At 50.4% G+C, this 15,834-nt stretch carries 14 protein-coding genes, 1 tRNA gene and 1 pseudogene; 9 read left to right on the top strand and 7 right to left on the bottom strand.

What is annotated here, in order from left to right; all coding sequences use genetic code 11:
* The first annotated feature begins 50 nt into the window (after positions 1 to 50).
* The gene (locus J4728_RS11370) at positions 51 to 1,790 is read left to right on the top strand and encodes an arylsulfatase (RefSeq protein ID WP_208211767.1); all 1,740 of its coding nucleotides are present in this window, start codon (positions 51 to 53) and stop codon (positions 1,788 to 1,790) included.
* Between the two features lie 47 nt (positions 1,791 to 1,837).
* Here J4728_RS11370 and ripR read toward each other — a convergent pair whose 3' ends face one another.
* Positions 1,838 to 2,716 carry an itaconate degradation transcriptional regulator RipR gene (gene ripR, locus J4728_RS11365; protein WP_000423170.1) on the bottom strand — a complete coding sequence of 293 codons (879 nt, stop codon included), beginning with the start codon at positions 2,714 to 2,716 and terminating at the stop codon, positions 1,838 to 1,840.
* A gap of 91 nt (positions 2,717 to 2,807) precedes the next feature.
* On the opposite strand from ripR, the gene ripC reads away from it, so the two are divergent.
* The 4 genes from ripC to J4728_RS11345 all read left to right on the top strand — a co-directional run bounded on the left by ripC (position 2,808) and on the right by J4728_RS11345 (position 5,996).
* The gene (ripC, locus tag J4728_RS11360) at positions 2,808 to 3,650 is read left to right on the top strand and encodes an itaconate degradation C-C-lyase RipC (RefSeq protein WP_001112897.1); all 843 of its coding nucleotides are present in this window, start codon (positions 2,808 to 2,810) and stop codon (positions 3,648 to 3,650) included.
* A 23-nt stretch (positions 3,651 to 3,673) separates the two neighbouring features.
* Positions 3,674 to 4,201 carry a (R)-specific enoyl-CoA hydratase RipB/Ich gene (gene ripB, locus J4728_RS11355; RefSeq protein WP_001094307.1) on the top strand — a complete coding sequence of 176 codons (528 nt, stop codon included), beginning with the start codon at positions 3,674 to 3,676 and terminating at the stop codon, positions 4,199 to 4,201.
* 24 nt (positions 4,202 to 4,225) lie between these two features.
* Positions 4,226 to 5,551, top strand: a complete 1,326-nt coding sequence (gene ripA, locus J4728_RS11350) for an itaconate CoA-transferase RipA/Ict (RefSeq protein WP_208211765.1) — start codon at positions 4,226 to 4,228, stop codon at positions 5,549 to 5,551.
* 64 nt (positions 5,552 to 5,615) lie between these two features.
* Positions 5,616 to 5,996 carry a VOC family protein gene (locus J4728_RS11345; protein ID WP_000582672.1) on the top strand — a complete coding sequence of 127 codons (381 nt, stop codon included), beginning with the start codon at positions 5,616 to 5,618 and terminating at the stop codon, positions 5,994 to 5,996.
* A gap of 158 nt (positions 5,997 to 6,154) precedes the next feature.
* Here the strand turns inward: J4728_RS11345 and J4728_RS11340 are convergent.
* Together J4728_RS11340 and J4728_RS11335 are read right to left on the bottom strand one after the other, a co-directional pair.
* A tRNA-Phe gene (locus tag J4728_RS11340) sits at positions 6,155 to 6,230 on the bottom strand.
* A 105-nt stretch (positions 6,231 to 6,335) separates the two neighbouring features.
* Positions 6,336 to 7,043: a DUF554 domain-containing protein gene (locus J4728_RS11335; RefSeq protein ID WP_000234466.1), complete on the bottom strand. Its 708-nt coding sequence runs from the start codon at positions 7,041 to 7,043 to the stop codon at positions 6,336 to 6,338.
* Between the two features lie 423 nt (positions 7,044 to 7,466).
* Between J4728_RS11335 and J4728_RS11330 the strand changes: the two genes are divergently transcribed.
* Positions 7,467 to 9,602, top strand: a complete 2,136-nt coding sequence (locus J4728_RS11330) for an ornithine decarboxylase (RefSeq protein WP_208211763.1) — start codon at positions 7,467 to 7,469, stop codon at positions 9,600 to 9,602.
* A gap of 61 nt (positions 9,603 to 9,663) precedes the next feature.
* Here the strand turns inward: J4728_RS11330 and J4728_RS11325 are convergent.
* The 4 genes and pseudogenes from J4728_RS11325 to mutY form a co-directional block, all read right to left on the bottom strand.
* Positions 9,664 to 10,922: pseudogene (locus J4728_RS11325) on the bottom strand (nucleoside permease).
* Between the two features lie 216 nt (positions 10,923 to 11,138).
* Positions 11,139 to 12,224, bottom strand: a complete 1,086-nt coding sequence (gene mltC / locus J4728_RS11320) for a membrane-bound lytic murein transglycosylase MltC (RefSeq protein WP_000976289.1) — start codon at positions 12,222 to 12,224, stop codon at positions 11,139 to 11,141.
* A gap of 112 nt (positions 12,225 to 12,336) precedes the next feature.
* On the bottom strand, positions 12,337 to 12,612 hold the full coding sequence (locus J4728_RS11315) for an oxidative damage protection protein (RefSeq protein WP_000091706.1): 276 nt from the start codon (positions 12,610 to 12,612) through the stop codon (positions 12,337 to 12,339).
* A 27-nt stretch (positions 12,613 to 12,639) separates the two neighbouring features.
* Positions 12,640 to 13,692: an A/G-specific adenine glycosylase gene (gene mutY / locus J4728_RS11310; RefSeq protein WP_208211761.1), complete on the bottom strand. Its 1,053-nt coding sequence runs from the start codon at positions 13,690 to 13,692 to the stop codon at positions 12,640 to 12,642.
* Positions 13,693 to 13,846: 154 nt separating this feature from the next.
* Between mutY and trmB the strand changes: the two genes are divergently transcribed.
* The 3 genes from trmB to J4728_RS11295 are packed head-to-tail and all read left to right on the top strand — an operon-like array spanning position 13,847 to position 15,661.
* Entirely contained in the window at positions 13,847 to 14,566 is a 720-nt protein-coding gene (trmB, locus tag J4728_RS11305) for a tRNA (guanosine(46)-N7)-methyltransferase TrmB (protein WP_000786890.1), read from the top strand.
* Complete coding sequence (locus tag J4728_RS11300; RefSeq protein WP_001107574.1) at positions 14,566 to 14,892, top strand: YggL family protein; 327 nt, start codon at positions 14,566 to 14,568, stop codon at positions 14,890 to 14,892. The genes trmB and J4728_RS11300 overlap by 1 nt, the downstream gene beginning before the upstream one ends.
* 49 nt (positions 14,893 to 14,941) lie before the next feature.
* Positions 14,942 to 15,661 carry a DUF2884 domain-containing protein gene (locus J4728_RS11295; protein ID WP_000984827.1) on the top strand — a complete coding sequence of 240 codons (720 nt, stop codon included), beginning with the start codon at positions 14,942 to 14,944 and terminating at the stop codon, positions 15,659 to 15,661.
* Positions 15,662 to 15,834: the final 173 nt, after the last annotated feature.

Raw genomic sequence — 15,834 nt, 5'->3', positions numbered from 1 at the left:
TTGCCTGCCGCTCTTGTACAACATCCGTAGTCTGAAATGGAGAATAAGCCGTGAAAAAACAAGTAACACTTGCCACACTCAGCATTATCTTCTCCGGTACGGCACACAGTACGCAAAACGAACGTCCTGATATTATCGTGATTATCGCTGATGATATGGGATATTCTGATATCACTCCCTTCGGTGGGGAAATCCCAACGCCTAATTTGCAGGCGATGGCTGAGAACGGCGTGCGGATGAGTCAATATTACACGTCTCCCATGTCTGCTCCCGCCCGTGCGATGCTATTAACCGGGAACACCAGTCAGCAAGCGGGTATAGGCGGTATGTGGTGGTATGAAAATACCATAGGTAAGGAAGGCTATGAATTGCGCCTGACTGATCGGGTGACGACCATGGCTGAACGCTTTAAAGATGCTGGTTACAATACGCTGATGGCGGGTAAATGGCATCTTGGTTTTACGCCAGGCTCGACGCCAAAAGATCGGGGCTTTCGTCATTCTTTCGCCTTGATGGGGGGAGGCGCCAGTCACTTTGATGATGCCGTGCCGCTGGGAACCGTGGAGATATTTCATACCTATTATACCCGTGACAATCAGCGCATTTCACTGCCCTCCAGTTTTTACTCCAGCGAAGCCTATGCCAGCCAGATTAATCGCTGGATCAGCGAGACGCCACGGGAACAACCTATCTTCGTGTGGTTGGCCTTTACTGCGCCACATGATCCTCTGCAGGCGCCGGATGAATGGATTAGTCGTTTTAAAAGTCAGTATGAACAGGGCTATGCAGACGTCTATCGTCAGCGTATTGCTCGTTTGAAGAAACTGGGTTTCCTGCGTGATGACATACCTCTGCCAGGACTGGAACTTGATAAAGAATGGCAGGCGATGACCCCGGAACAGCAGAAATATACGGCGAAGGTGATGCAGGTTTACGCTGCTATGATCGCCAATATGGATGCACAGATCGGCACCGTTATTGAGACGTTAAAAAAGACCGGGCGCGATAAAAACACGATTCTGGTCTTCTTAAGTGATAATGGTGTGAATCCGGCGGAGGGCTTTCACTATGAATCTGAACCGGATTTTTGGAAGCAATTCGATAATCGTTACGAAAATATTGGTCGTAAAAATTCATTTATCTCTTATGGCCCCCACTGGGCTGATGTCAGCAATGCGCCTTATGGTCGCTATCACAAAACGACCAGCGGTCAGGGGGGAATTAATACCAGTTTTATGATTTCCGGTCCTGGTATCATCCATCATGGCGCCATAGATAACGCCACGATGGCGGCGTATGATGTTGCGCCCACGCTCTATGAATTTGCAGGTATTGATGCCAGTAAATCATTATCTGAAAGACCGACACTGCCAATGATCGGCGTGAGTTTTAAACGCTATCTGACCGGTGAAAGTCTGCACGCGCCTCGCACACAATATGGTGTTGAACTCCATAATCAGGCGGCCTGGATAGATGGGGAATGGAAATTGCGTCGTCTTGTCACAGTATTCCCACAGGCGGGTAATGCTCCATGGGAATTATTCAACCTGCAACGTGACCCCCTGGAAACGCATAATCTCGCAGCAGATTATGTGGATAAAGTGAAAATACTGAGCAGTGCATATGAGGCATTTGCAAAACAGACAATGGTGCTTTATGCCAAAGGCAAGCTTATCGATTATGTGGGTATCGACAGTAAAACCGGGCGTTATCTGGCTGTCGATCCACAGACATTGCAGCCAGTTCCTGCTCCGTTAGCGATTCCTTTAGACACAAAATCGGACCAATAATTATTGGTTACGTTTCAAATGATTATTCAACGCTCACATAACCGCATTCAGCCAGTGACTTTCAGGATGAAGTTTCTCAGCGTTGGCGATGTATCGCCGCGCCGGTATGCCAGAGCCAGCTTTGCGACGGGCATCTGGTCTGCAACGGGGCGGTATACTACTCCCTTGACATTAACCTGTCTCATTGAATCTGGAACCATCGACACGCCCATCTCTGCCGACACAAGGTTAATGACTGACGAAATTTGCGGCACGAGTTGACCAATTTTCGGTTCAAAGCCCGCTTTACCGCAGGCCTTGATCACTGCGTCATAAAGCGACAGGCCGATTTCACGTGGGAAGAGTAAAAAAAACTCATCTTTGAGAATCGAGAGTGCAATCTGTTTACACGCCGCAGCAGGATGCGTTTCTGCCAGCACAATAACCATTGGCTCTTCAGACAGTAACCTGAGCTGGAACCGTTCATTGCCTGTAAAACCGGGTCTCAGAAAGGCAACATCCAGCGATCCTTCATTCAATTCATCAGCCAGTTGGGTTGTATTTCCTTCCTCAAGCTGCAAACGAACGTCAGGATAAGCCCGCTTGAAAGTACGGATTGCGCCGGGCACCACACTGTTAAATGCCGCAGAGGCAGTAAAACCCACCCTTAACACGCCCGACTCCCCCCTGGCGACACGCTGCGCCGCCAGCACGGCTCTTGTCGCGGTAGCAGGCATCCCTTTAACAACATCATAAAATGCTTTTCCAGCCTCGGTTAATTCCGCGCCATGAGGCACTCTCCGGAATAGCTGCGCTCCCAGCTCTCTTTCCAGATCCTTAATCTGTTGGCTTAGCGGCGGCTGACCTATGCCTAATTTTGTCGCAGCCCGCGTGAAATGCCGCTCTTCAGCGACGGCGAGAAAATAGCGAATATGGCGCAGTTCCATCCTCATCTCCAAAAGCAATTAAGAATGGCACCATCATATATTGGAAGAATGAAACCAGCGAGCGCATAGTGAGGTTAACAGGAGGTGCTATATGCCCGATATTTCTCATACACCGACACGTAGCTGGCTTTTTACCCCAGCAATTCGACCAGAACGTTTCATAAAAGCAGTTGAAAGTGCGGCGGACATTTCTATTATCGATCTTGAAGACTCCGTCACCCCGAATGACAAGGCGCAGGCCCGGAAAATTGCGATGCAGTTCCTTTCATCCCGACCAAACTCATCGCTGAAAATAGCATTAAGAATTAATGGAATGAATACTCATGCTGGCATTGAAGACCTGCATATGTTACTGGAATGCCGTTTTTTTCCTGATTACATTATTCTTCCAAAAACAGAGTCAGCCGCGCACCTGCAAATCGTGGATAGTCTTATCATGATGGCTGGTTCTGATACTCGCCTTATTGGCATTATTGAGTCAGTTGTTGGGCTTAATGCCGTAGAGTCTATTGCGGACGCCACCCCCAGACTCTGCGGGTTGATGTTTGGCGCCGCAGATATGGCGGCTGACATTGGCGCCACACCCGCCTGGGAGCCTCTTGCGCTGGCGCGGGCCAGAATAGTGGCTGCCTGCGCTATGAAAGGGCTTCTTGCAATAGATGCTCCCTTCTTTGATATAGGCGATTTTTCAGGTCTGAAAGAGGAAACGCTGCAGGCGCTCAGTTTTGGTTTTTCTGCAAAATCGGCTATTCACCCCGCTCAGATTAGTGTAATCAACGCCGCATTTACTCCTACAACGGCAGAAATTAATCATGCTCGTGCAGTACTGACAGAGAATGCCAAAGGCGTCGGGATCGTTAGCGGCATGATGATAGATGCAGCCGTTGCCCGTCAGGCCCGGAGATTACTCGCCCGGGCAGGGATCTTTTCCTGATTTTATTAACAGAGGAATTGATTATGAACACGTTATTACCCGCTTATAAAACCATTAGCGAGGGGCGCTACCGAGAAATTTCGGGTCTTTACTGGGAGGATTTTCATCCCGGTGATGTTTTTGAACATCGTCCCGGCCGGACGGTTCTGGACGCCGATAATGTGTGGTTTACCCTGCTCACTCTCAATGTGCAGCCGGTCCATTTCGATGCGGCTTACGCCAGCAAAACGGAATGGAAAAAGTTACTGGTTGATTCAACGTTCACTCTGGCGCTTTTAACCGGTATGAGCGTGCGTACTGTCAGCGCCAAGGTCGTGGCCAATCTTGGCTGGGATAAGGTACAAGCCGTCCATCCGGTTTTCGCAGGGGATACACTTTATGCTGAAAGCACTGTACTCAGCAAACGCCTGTCAAATAGTCGCCCGGGACAAGGCATCGTTACCGTTCGGACATGTGGTATTAACCAGAATGGTGTAGAGGTCATGCGCTTCGAACGAACAATGTTAGTTTATTGCTGTGGATGTTCGCCTGAAGAAGACGCCGCTTATTGAGAAATCGCCCTGAGGTTTAGAGTCATGATGAATGTTAATGCAGTGTATGCCGAAAAATGCGTGACGCCTGACGAGGCGGTTACTTTAATTACCTCCGGCAGTCACCTCTCTATGGGAATGTTTGCAGCAGAGCCTCCAGCTTTGCTGAATGCGCTGGCAAAGCGAGCGAAAAGGGGAGAAATCAACGATCTGCGGGTTTACTGTTATGAAACAGCCAGCATTGCCGGGAACACTATTTTCCGTTATGAGCTAAGTGACTATATTCATCTCTACAGTATGTTTATTACCGGTATTGAACGGGCTTTAATACGTCAGGGGATTGAGAGTTCCGGGCGAAAAATAGTTAACTATGTACCTTCAAATTTTCATCAGGCGACGCGATTACTGGCTGATGATATTGGTATTGATACCTTTATTCACACCGTGTCCCCTATGGATAAGTATGGCTATTTTAATTTTGGAACTGGAAACGATTATTCCACCCGGATTGCGAGGACAGCTAAAAAGCTTATTGTCGAAGTTAACAAATATATGCCGCGCGTTCATGGAGAAGGTGCTGCAATCCATATTTCAGAAATTGACGCCATTGTTGAAAACCATGTCCCTTTAATTGAACTACCAATGCGTACTGCCGTAGCCGAAGATATTGCTATCAGTCAGATTATCGCCTCTCTTGTTCCAGATGGCGCTTGTCTCCAGATGGGGGTCGGCGCATTACCGGAGCTCATCTGTAATGCGCTCAAGGAACATAATGATCTGGGGGTCCATACAGAGGCGCTGAATCCGGGGTTGGTAAGTTTGATTCAACAAGGCGTCGTTACCAACCAGCGTAAAAATATCGACCGGGGAATGTCTGTATTTACTTTTGCTATGGGACAAAAGGATATGTATGACTATCTCAACGACAACCCCTCTTTTTTTAGTCGGCCTGTCGATTATGTTAACGATCCGGGGATCATTGCGCAAAATGAGAATGTTGTCTCCATTAACGCTACCTTACAAATCGATCTCACTGGTGCCTGTAACTCTGAACATTTGCTTGGACACCAGTACAGCGCTTCAGGAGGGCAATTGGATTTTGTCAGAGGCGCATATGCATCTAAAGGAGGTCGTTCCATTATTACGACCCGCTCAACGGCCGCGAATGATACGATTTCTCGTATTGTTCCCCGCCTTGAGGGGCCTGTAACAACCCCACGAACGGATACGCACTGGATAGTCACTGAATTTGGCTCCGTGAACCTGAAGGGGCTCTCTTCAACCGAGCGTGCGCTCAGCATCATTGAATTGGCACATCCCAATTTTCGGCAGCAACTTAGAGTAGATGCAAAAAAAATGCATCTGATTTAAAAGTAGGTTAATGCTATTTTTTAATGTAGCATCCCCAAAATATAAACATCATGAGTCTATTCAAATGATAATTGACAGAATTGATCACCTTGTATTAACGGTATCTGATATATCAACCACAATAAGATTCTACGAAGAGGTACTTGGTTTTTCTGCGGTAACATTTAAACAAAACAGAAAAGCGTTAATATTTGGAGCGCAAAAAATTAACCTCCATCAGCAAGAAATGGAGTTCGAACCAAAAGCGAGTAGACCAACGCCGGGATCTGCCGATTTATGTTTTATTACATCGACACCGATAAATGATGTTGTGTCTGAGATCTTACAGGCAGGCATTCCCATTGTTGAAGGCCCGGTTGAGAGAACTGGAGCCACAGGCGAGATAATGTCTATCTACATCAGGGACCCTGATGGAAACTTAATTGAAATTTCGCAGTATGTTTAATGTTAAAACTTACTATTACTGCCTTTATTATGATCACGCATCCGTTTATATTGGTCTAATGGAGATCATATGGCAATAATTTCTGGAAAGAGTCTATGTTCAAACTTATTGACTTGAAGACATCGAGGTATTCATAAGAAAGCATAAAAAAGGAAAGGTGGTGCCCGGACTCGGAATCGAACCAAGGACACGGGGATTTTCAATCCCCTGCTCTACCGACTGAGCTATCCGGGCAACGAGGCGCATTAAACCGTAATCGCCTCGCTTCGTCAACGAAATTTCTTCAAATCAACGTAGACTGCACAATCTATCACCACTTTGTTGTTATTGCACGCAGAGTCAGGCAAAAAACATCGCCCATGCGGCGGAGATCGGCATCGCCAGCAACAGCGCCGGGAGCATATTCACTACCGGAAACATTTTGATTCCACATACACGCAAGCCGGTCGCCACCAGCAGCAGTCCGCCCACGGCGCTAAAGTCGCCCATCATTGCCGGCGTAGTCAGTGGAAGAATGAGGGTGGCGCAGGCGGCAAGCGTTAACTGGATAATCAACATCGGTGCGCAAATCGCCGAAACGGCGATGCCAAGCGAACAGGCGAAAATTATGGCAGTGAAAAAATCCAGAAAAGATTTAGCGATCAAAATGTTTGGATCGCCGGTCATCCCTTCATGCATCGCGCCGAAAATACCGGTGCCGCTGGCGCAAAAAAGTACAATGATAGCGACGTAACTTTGAATAAATGAGTCGTGTGTCGGTTTCTTACCCGATGCCATAAATAATTGTTGGATTTTCGCGACTGCGCCATTAATGCCTTTTTCCAGCAAACAAAACTCGCCGATGAGCGCGCCGACCAGCGTCGCCAGCACCATCACCGGAAGATTAGCGCACTTCATCACCAGCAGAATACCAATTCCCAGAGAGCACAGACCAAAAATAGACGTCATTGAGACGCGAATCCGTTCTGGCAGACGCTGACTTAACAGCGCGCCAATAACGCCGCCGAATAAAATTGCGCCAGCGTTAATAAAAGGTCCAATTACCACAATGACTCCTGTTATTTGTCTTTCAAATTGCCTTATTATCACGCGATTAAGCTGTTAATAGCTTGATTATCTGTGACGTATAGAGCGCTGATTTTACCTTGCGCCGTCTGGTGAAAGGTGCCATGATTGCGCGAAATTTCTCCTGCCAGCATGGGGCTCGCCGGGATGAACATAGCGCCTTTATATTGTCTTCACTGTCGCCTGACTGCGCGAGGTTTGCCCCTTTCTTTCCTTTTTTTGTCATCCCCGCTATGCGGTGAGGGCAGCGCACGCTCACTGCAGGACAACAGTAAAATCAGAAACAGTCTGTTTTTACTGATGTCTGGCGGTCGGAGCTGGTATCCAGTTTGACCCGGCATCTCGTTGGGCAAGGCATCGGCCTTGTCCGGGGTTACTCTACTCCCGAAACGGGTATTTGCGCTTATGAAATCAATGAATATTGCCGCCAGCGGTGAACTCATCCCCCGTCTCTCCACCCACCGAAACGTAGTGGCGCTGGACAGTACCGACTTTACCGATGTGGCCGCAGTCGTCATTACCCCTGCCGACAGCCGTAGCGGTATTCTGGCGTTGCTTAAACGCACCGGTTTTCACCTGCCGGTATTTATGCTTGCGGATGAACCCGTCAGCGCGCCTGTCGGCGTTACGGCGGTAATCGGCGGGAACGCGCAGGAATGGCTGGAGCTGGAAAACGCTGCCTGTCGCTACGAAGCGGAACTTCTGCCGCCCTTTTATGGCACCCTGACCCAGTATGTCGACATGGGGAATAGTACCTTTGCTTGCCCGGGGCACCAGCATGGCGAGTTTTTTAGAAAACATCCCGCAGGCCGCCATTTTTATGACTTTTTTGGTGAAAACCTGTTTCGTGCGGATATGTGTAACGCCGATGTGAAACTTGGCGATCTGCTAATACATGAAGGTTCTGCCAAACACGCGCAGAAATTTGCGGCAAAAGTGTTTAATGCGGATAAAACCTACTTTGTGCTGAATGGGACTTCGGCGGCGAATAAAGTGGTCACCAACGCCCTGCTGACGCGCGGCGATCTGGTGCTGTTTGATCGTAATAATCACAAATCCAACCACCACGGCGCCCTGATTCAGGCCGGGGCGACGCCGGTCTATCTTGAAGCGGCGCGTAACCCGTTTGGTTTTATCGGTGGCATTGATGCGCACTGTTTTGATGAAACGTACCTGCGCGACCAGATTCGTGACGTGATGCCGGAAAGCGCCGATGCGCTGCGTCCGTTCCGCCTGGCGATCATTCAGCTGGGTACCTATGACGGCACTATTTACAACGCCCGTCAGGTGGTGGATAAAATCGGGCATCTCTGCGATTACATTCTGTTTGACTCCGCGTGGGTAGGCTATGAGCAGTTTATCAATATGATGGCGGATACCTCGCCGTTGCGGCTGGAGCTTAATGAAAACGACCCTGGGATCTTTGTGACCCAATCGGTACATAAGCAACAGGCGGGGTTCTCACAAACCTCGCAGATCCACAAAAAAGATAACCATATTCGCGGCCAGGCGCGTTTTTGCCCGCACAAACGCCTGAACAACGCCTTCATGTTGCATGCTTCAACCAGTCCGTTCTACCCGCTGTTTGCGGCGCTGGATGTCAATGCCAAAATCCACGAAGGGGAGAGCGGTCGCCGCCTGTGGGCGGAGTGCGTTGCGCTGGGCATTGACGCGCGTAAAGCCATTCTCGCCCGTTGCAAACTGCTTCAGCCCTTTATCCCACTGGTGGTTGACGGCAAGCCGTGGCAGGCACATCCGACGGAGACCATTGCCAGCAATCGTCGTTTCTTCAGTTTTGAGCCCGGGGCGAAATGGCATGGCTTTGAGGGTTATGCGGATGACCAGTATTTTGTCGACCCCTGTAAACTGTTACTGACCACGCCAGGTATTGATGCCGATAGTGGGCGGTACACCGAATTCGGCATCCCGGCGACCATTCTCGCCCACTATCTGCGTGAGAACGGTATTGTGCCTGAGAAGTGCGATCTCAACTCGATTCTGTTCTTGCTGACACCCGCCGAGAGCGAAGAGAAACTGGCGCGGCTGGTCGCGATGCTGGCGCAATTTGAACGGCACATTGAAGACGATACGCCGCTTGCGGATGTATTGCCGACGGTTTTTCAGAAATACCCGGTGCGCTACCGCGATTACACCCTGCGTGAGCTATGTCAGGAGATGCACAATCTGTACGTTAGCTTTGACGTTAAGGATCTGCAAAAAGCGATGTTCCGCAAAGAAAGCCTGCCGCATGTGGCGATGAACCCACAGGATGCCAACAGCGCCTTTATTCGCGGCGATGTAGAGCTGGTGCGTATCAGCGAGGCGGGCGGGCGTATTGCTGCCGAGGGGGCATTGCCATACCCGCCGGGCGTACTGTGCGTGGTGCCGGGGGAGATTTGGGGCGGCGCGGCGCAGCGTTATTTTTTGGCGCTGGAAGAGGGCATCAATCTGTTGCCTGGTTTTTCGCCGGAATTGCAGGGGGTATATAGCGAGACCGATGCCGATGGAATTCAACGCTTGTACGGATATGTTTTAAAGTAACGTTGCCTGCAGGCCGGATAAGGCATTTACACCTTATCCGGCCTGCGAAACAGGGCAAGGATTAATGTGCAACGGGTTGCGAACTTGCCGGAACGCGAACGTGTTTGTATTTGAACAAGGCTACGAACGCGAAGGCCAGCACCAGCGAGTAGCCTGCGAAGATGAGCCACACGGTCTGCCAGTCGGTAATGCCGTTTTGAGTGTAATACTCCACCACTTTACCGCTCACAATGCCGCCCAGGATACAGCCGAAGCCATTGGTCATCATCAGGAACATCCCCTGCGCGCTGGCGCGGATTTCCGGGCGTACTTCTTTTTCGACAAACACCGAGCCAGAAATGTTGAAGAAGTCGAAGGCGCAGCCGTACACAATCATCGACAGTACCAGCAGAACGGTACCGAACGGCGTCGGGTCGCCATAAGCGAACAGGCCGAAACGCAGCATCCACGCCACAATACTGATAAGCATAACGTTCTTGATACCATAACGGCTCAGGAAGAACGGAATGGTCAGGATGAATAACGTTTCAGAAATCTGCGAAATCGACATCATCACCGAGGCGTGCTGCACGATAAAGCTACTGGCGAATAGCGGATCTTTATCAAAGCTATGCAGGAAGGTGTTGCCAAACATGTTAGTGATCTGCAGTTCCGCGCCCAGCATCATGGAGAAGATGAAAAGAAAATCGCCATCCGCTTATTTTTAAACAGCGCAAAAGCGTCAAGGCCCAGCATTGATGTCCAGCTCTGGTTTTTCTGTTGGTTCGCCACCGGAATGTGCGGCAGGGTAAAAGTAAACAGCACCAGCAGAACGGAAAGCGTCGCGCCGATATAAAGCTGCATATGGCTCAGCTCGAAACCGGAGAAACTCACGCCCCACATCGCCAGAATAAAGCCAATGGTGCCCCAGATACGGATAGGCGGAAAGTCAGTCACAATATCCATGCCGGCAGACTGCAGGCGGTAATACGATATGGTATTGATCAAGCCCAACGTCGGCATATAAGCCAACGAGTTAAGCAGGATCACAAAGAACATCGCCCCAGGCGTAGTGACTTCCGCGGCCATGAATAGCGTGATGGCGCCGACAACATGACACAGGGCATAGACCCATTTCGCGCTCAGCCATTTGTCAGCCACAATGCCTAGCAAGGTCGGCATAAAGACGGCGGCAATCCCCAATGAACTATAAACTGCGCCAATAGATGCGCCGTCAAATTTTAAGGTGACGAACATATACGAGCCCAGGGTAGTGAGCCAGCTTCCCCACAGACAGAACTGCAGAAAAGAGAGTATTTTAAGCTGCAGCTTAAGATTCATGTTAATTTCCTCACACCTGAGAGCGGATGAATGTTTTAAAAGGCACATTTGCCGTTGTGATTTGGTGTGATTCTATCAATGAGAGGCGGGCTTTTTTTGTTACCTGTGACAAATATTTGCAAACAATTTCTGATTGCAAAGCAAAAGGGTGACAGAGTTAACACTTTTGCCTTTCCCGCCTCTGTCATTTGCTGGCCAGAGGCGGGATGCGATGGTTTATCGGCGGCGATACGATCGCTGGGCGGAATTCACCTTATACAGATAGCGGCGCGACTCCGCAGATGGATGTCGGGTGGTTAATATCTGGTACACATCCCCCGGTGACATGCGGTTAATCATATTCGCGGCCTGAATTTTATCGTTCGAGAATACGCGTAATACGCTGCCTGCGCCGCCATTGTAGGCGGTAATGACCGCATAGCGCCGCGACGTCGGATTCTCAATACCGCTCAGATAGACATTATTCAACATCGCCAGATACGCTGTGCCGGTATCGATATTGCTGGCGGGGTCGAACAGGAAGTTACGGCTTGGCGTGCCGGACTTACCCTGAGAACGGAAAACATCTTTCCCGGCGCTGTGTTGCACCACCTGCATCAGGCCCAGCGCATCCGCATGGCTGACCGCATACGGGTTAAACGAGGACTCCGTTTGCATAATCGCCAGAATCAGCGACTCGTCAACGCCGTATTTACGGGAGGCCTGGCGTACCATGCCAATGTATTTATGCGCGCGTTTATCAAGGTGGTTCGGCACCAGATTAATGGTGACGCTGTAAATAATACGCAGGCCGTTACTGCGGCTTTTGAGCCGCGTTTTCAGCAAGTAATCCGCGAATGTCGTGGCACGGCCTTCCCAGCGAATAGGCTGGCCGGTATTGTCGAGGACCTGACCATACAGGAAGGGTTCTTTAGAAATTTTTATGTCATCGACATCGGAGTAAAGATCGACGGAGGTTGGGTCGTCACCCATGAGCAACGTTTTAATAATGGCCCGGCGCAGATGTGCGGTAGGTTCCGTCCCGGCGATGGTTTCAACGGTAATGGTCCCATCATCAAAGTTGATGTGGCTACGGGTCTGGAACTGATCGGTATATTTGACGTAGTCTTTCGGCCCGGCGATCAGGACTTCCTTATATCCCCACAGATTTTCAATATTGTTGGCAAATTGCCCCATCAAAATATCAAAGCCGTTGGTATCCTTGACCCAGGCTTCATTATACGTCTCGCCTTTTTTGGTCGAACTGGAGCAGGAGATGAGCAACGGCGCAATAACAGCAAGCGCGAGTAATTTTTTCATCATTCCGGGAGTGCATGTTGTGTTGTCGTTATGCCATGTTGCCGGGCAGCGGCGCTAAGGGCTTATCCGGCATAACTCACAGGCCGAATAAGCGCAGCCTCATTCAGCAACGGGCCTATTTTTTATCTTCCGGCGTATAACCTTCAATATGAACGTCTTTGCCTTCGAACAGGAAGCTCACCATCTCCTGTTCCAGCAGTTTACGGTGCTCGGCGTTCATCATGTTGAGCTTTTTCTCGTTAATCAACATGGTCTGCTTATGCTGCCACTGCGCCCACGCGTCCTTAGAGATCTCGTTATAGATACGTTTTCCTAGTTCGCCAGGGTAGAGCTGAAAATCTTGCCCTTCAGCGTCGCGTTGCAGGTAAGTACAAAAAATCGTTCTGCTCATAAGTCATCCTCTTCATCGACCGGAGCGTTAAACTGGCGCTCCGGTACGTAACTGCTGTAACAAGCGCTCCACGGGGGCCGCCAGTCCGACTGACGGCGGTTGCGCTAAGTTATACCAGAGCGCGCTGCCTTCATCCATGCAGACGCCCAGTGACGACACGGGAAGCCACATAGGCACAATATCCAGGTGGAAATGGCTAAATGTGTGGCGAAACGCGTTAAGCTGGGTCAAATTATCAGCGTTAACATGCCGTTGCGCCAGCCATTCACGTAATTCATCTTCGCTGGCGAACTGCGGGAAGCAGTAGAGTCCGCCCCATAAACCGTTGGGAGGGCGCTGCGCCAGGAAAATCTCCTGATTATGCTGTAACAATAAAAAGTAACCCGTCCGCTCCGGCAACGTCTGTTTCGGTTTCTTGCCCGGATAGCGTGACCAGCTTTCATGCGCAGCGGCGATACAACCGTTTTGCAGCGGACACAGGGTGCACTTTGGCTTTGAACGCGTACAAACCATCGCGCCCAGATCCATCATCGCCTGATTAAAACGCTCCACGCCGCGTGCGGGCGTCACTTGCTCGCTCAACGTCCACAGCGTATTCTCCACCTCTTTTTTTCCAGGCCAGCCGCTAACAGCATAACAGCGAGCCAGCACACGTTTAACGTTTCCATCAAGAATCGGATAATGTTTACCTAACGCGAGGGAGAGAATCGCGCCGGCGGTTGAGCGCCCGACGCCGGGTAGCGCGGCGATTTCGGCAAAAGTTTGCGGGAATTCTCCACCGTGAAGCGTCGCCACCTGTTGCGCCGCTTTATGCAAATTACGCGCGCGGGCGTAATAGCCGAGCCCGGTCCATAAATGGAGCACTTCATCCAGCGGCGCATTCGCTAAATCCGTCACTGTGGGAAAGCGCGCCATAAATCGCTCAAAGTAAGGAATCACCGTCGTCACCTGCGTTTGTTGCAACATGACTTCCGAGAGCCATACTTTGTAAGGCGTCTTGTTAATTTGCCAGGGCAGCGTTTTCCGCCCGTATTTGTCGTACCAGTCCAGAACCTGGGCTGAAAATTGAGACGCTTGCATGGAAACTCATTCATTATTGCCGGGGGCAAGATTGCAGCACAGAGGCCGCAGGGTGTAAACCGGAACTTTCCGCAGTGCGCTTCATGCTTGCATCCGGCAACTAACTTTGGATAATGCCCGTTTTCAGAACTCAAACACAGCAGACTACACTTTTATGAAAAACGACGTCATTTCACCGGAATTTGATGAAAACGGTCGCCCGCTGCGCCGTATTCGTAGTTTTGTTCGTCGCCAGGGGCGACTGACAAAGGGGCAAGAGCACGCGCTGGAAAACTACTGGCCGGTGATGGGCGTCGAGTTCAGCGAAGCGCCGGTAGATTTCGCCACGTTGTTTGGTCGCGAAGCGCCGGTGACGCTGGAGATTGGTTTTGGCATGGGGGCGTCTCTCGTGGCGATGGCGAAAGCGCGCCCGGAGCAGAATTTCCTCGGCATTGAAGTGCATTCACCCGGTGTCGGCGCGTGTCTGGCGTCCGCTCATGAAGAGGGCGTTGAAAACCTGCGTGTCATGTGCCACGACGCGGTAGAAGTGTTGCATAAAATGATTCCTGACAATTCTTTATCGATGGTTCAGCTCTTTTTCCCTGACCCGTGGCATAAAGCGCGTCATAATAAACGCCGTATCGTTCAGGTGCCGTTTGCTGAACTGGTATTGAGCAAGCTGAAATTGGGCGGCGTTTTCCATATGGCGACCGACTGGGAAGCGTATGCGGAACACATGCTTGAAGTCATGTCTTCTATCGACGGGTACAAAAATCTGTCAGAGAGCAATGATTATGTACCGCGCCCGGAATCGCGCCCGGTAACGAAATTTGAACAACGTGGCCATCGTCTTGGTCATGGCGTATGGGACTTAATGTTCGAGAGGGTGAAATAATGGCAAAGAACCGTAGTCGTCGTCTGCGTAAAAAAATGCACATTGACGAATTCCAGGAATTAGGATTTTCGGTGGCATGGCGTTTTCCGGAAGGTACATCTGAAGAGCAGGTCGATAAGACTGTCGATGACTTTATTAATGACGTTATTGAGCCTAATAAACTGGCGTTTGACGGCAGCGGCTACCTGGCCTGGGAAGGGCTGATTTGTATGCAGGAAATCGGTAAATGTACCGAAGAACATCAGGCGATTGTGCGTAAGTGGCTGGAAGCGCGCAACCTTGAAGAAGTCCGAACCAGCGAACTTTTCGACGTTTGGTGGGACTAATGAGTACAGGGTCGGCAAATGCCGGCCCGCTTTGTCTTGAGGGAAAGTTATGATGCGCAAAACGCTGCTGGCGGCAGTGCTAACGTTTACGGCGATGGCCGCTCATGCAGATTACAAATGCAGCGTCACGCCGCGTGACGATGTGATCCTGAGTCCACAAACGGTGCAGGTGAAAGGTGAAAACGGCAACCTGGTGATCACGCCGGACGGCAATGTGATGTACAACGGTAAGCAGTACACCCTTAGCGCCGCGCAGCGCGAGCAAGCGAAAGATTACCAGGCGGAGCTGCGAAGCGCGCTGCCGTGGATTGATGAGGGCGCCCGATCGCGCGTCGAAAAAGGCCGCGTGGCGCTGGATAAAATCATCGCTAAAGAGGTGGGCGAAAGCAGCAACATGCGTAGCCGTCTGACGAAGCTTGATGCGCAATTAAAAGCGCAAATGAACCGCATTATCGAACATCGTACGGACGGCCTGACGTTCCACTATAAGGCTATCGACCAGGTGCGTGCCGACGGTCAGCAGTTGGTGAATCAGGCGATGGGCGGTATTTTGCAGGACAGCATTAACGAAATGGGCGCCAAAGCGGTGCTTAAAGGCGGCGGCAATCCTTTACAGGGCGTGATGGGCAGCCTCGGTGGTTTGCAAACCGCTATCCAGAACGAATGGAAAAATCAGGAGAAAGATTTCCAGCAGTTTGGCAAAGATGTCTGTAGCCGCGTAGTGACCTTAGAAGATAGCCGCAAAGCGCTGGTTGGCAGCCTGAAGTAATCTTTCCTTTTTAAACAATGGCGCAGATCGTATCTGCGCCTTTTTATTGTCTATGGAAAACCCCCAGCTAGGCTGGGGGTTCCGGAAAGCTTTCAGCTTTAAGCCAGTTATTAAAACCCCTTTTGATTTGTTAAAACATCTTGCGGTCTGGCAACTGCAAAAGTTCAACAAGA

The organism is Salmonella sp. 32070601201500089SM (assembly GCF_017573605.1).
GTDB lineage: Bacteria > Pseudomonadota > Gammaproteobacteria > Enterobacterales > Enterobacteriaceae > Salmonella > Salmonella enterica.
Note: the sequence above shows the minus strand (reverse complement) of the source record. Positions and strands in the feature narration are given on the sequence as shown.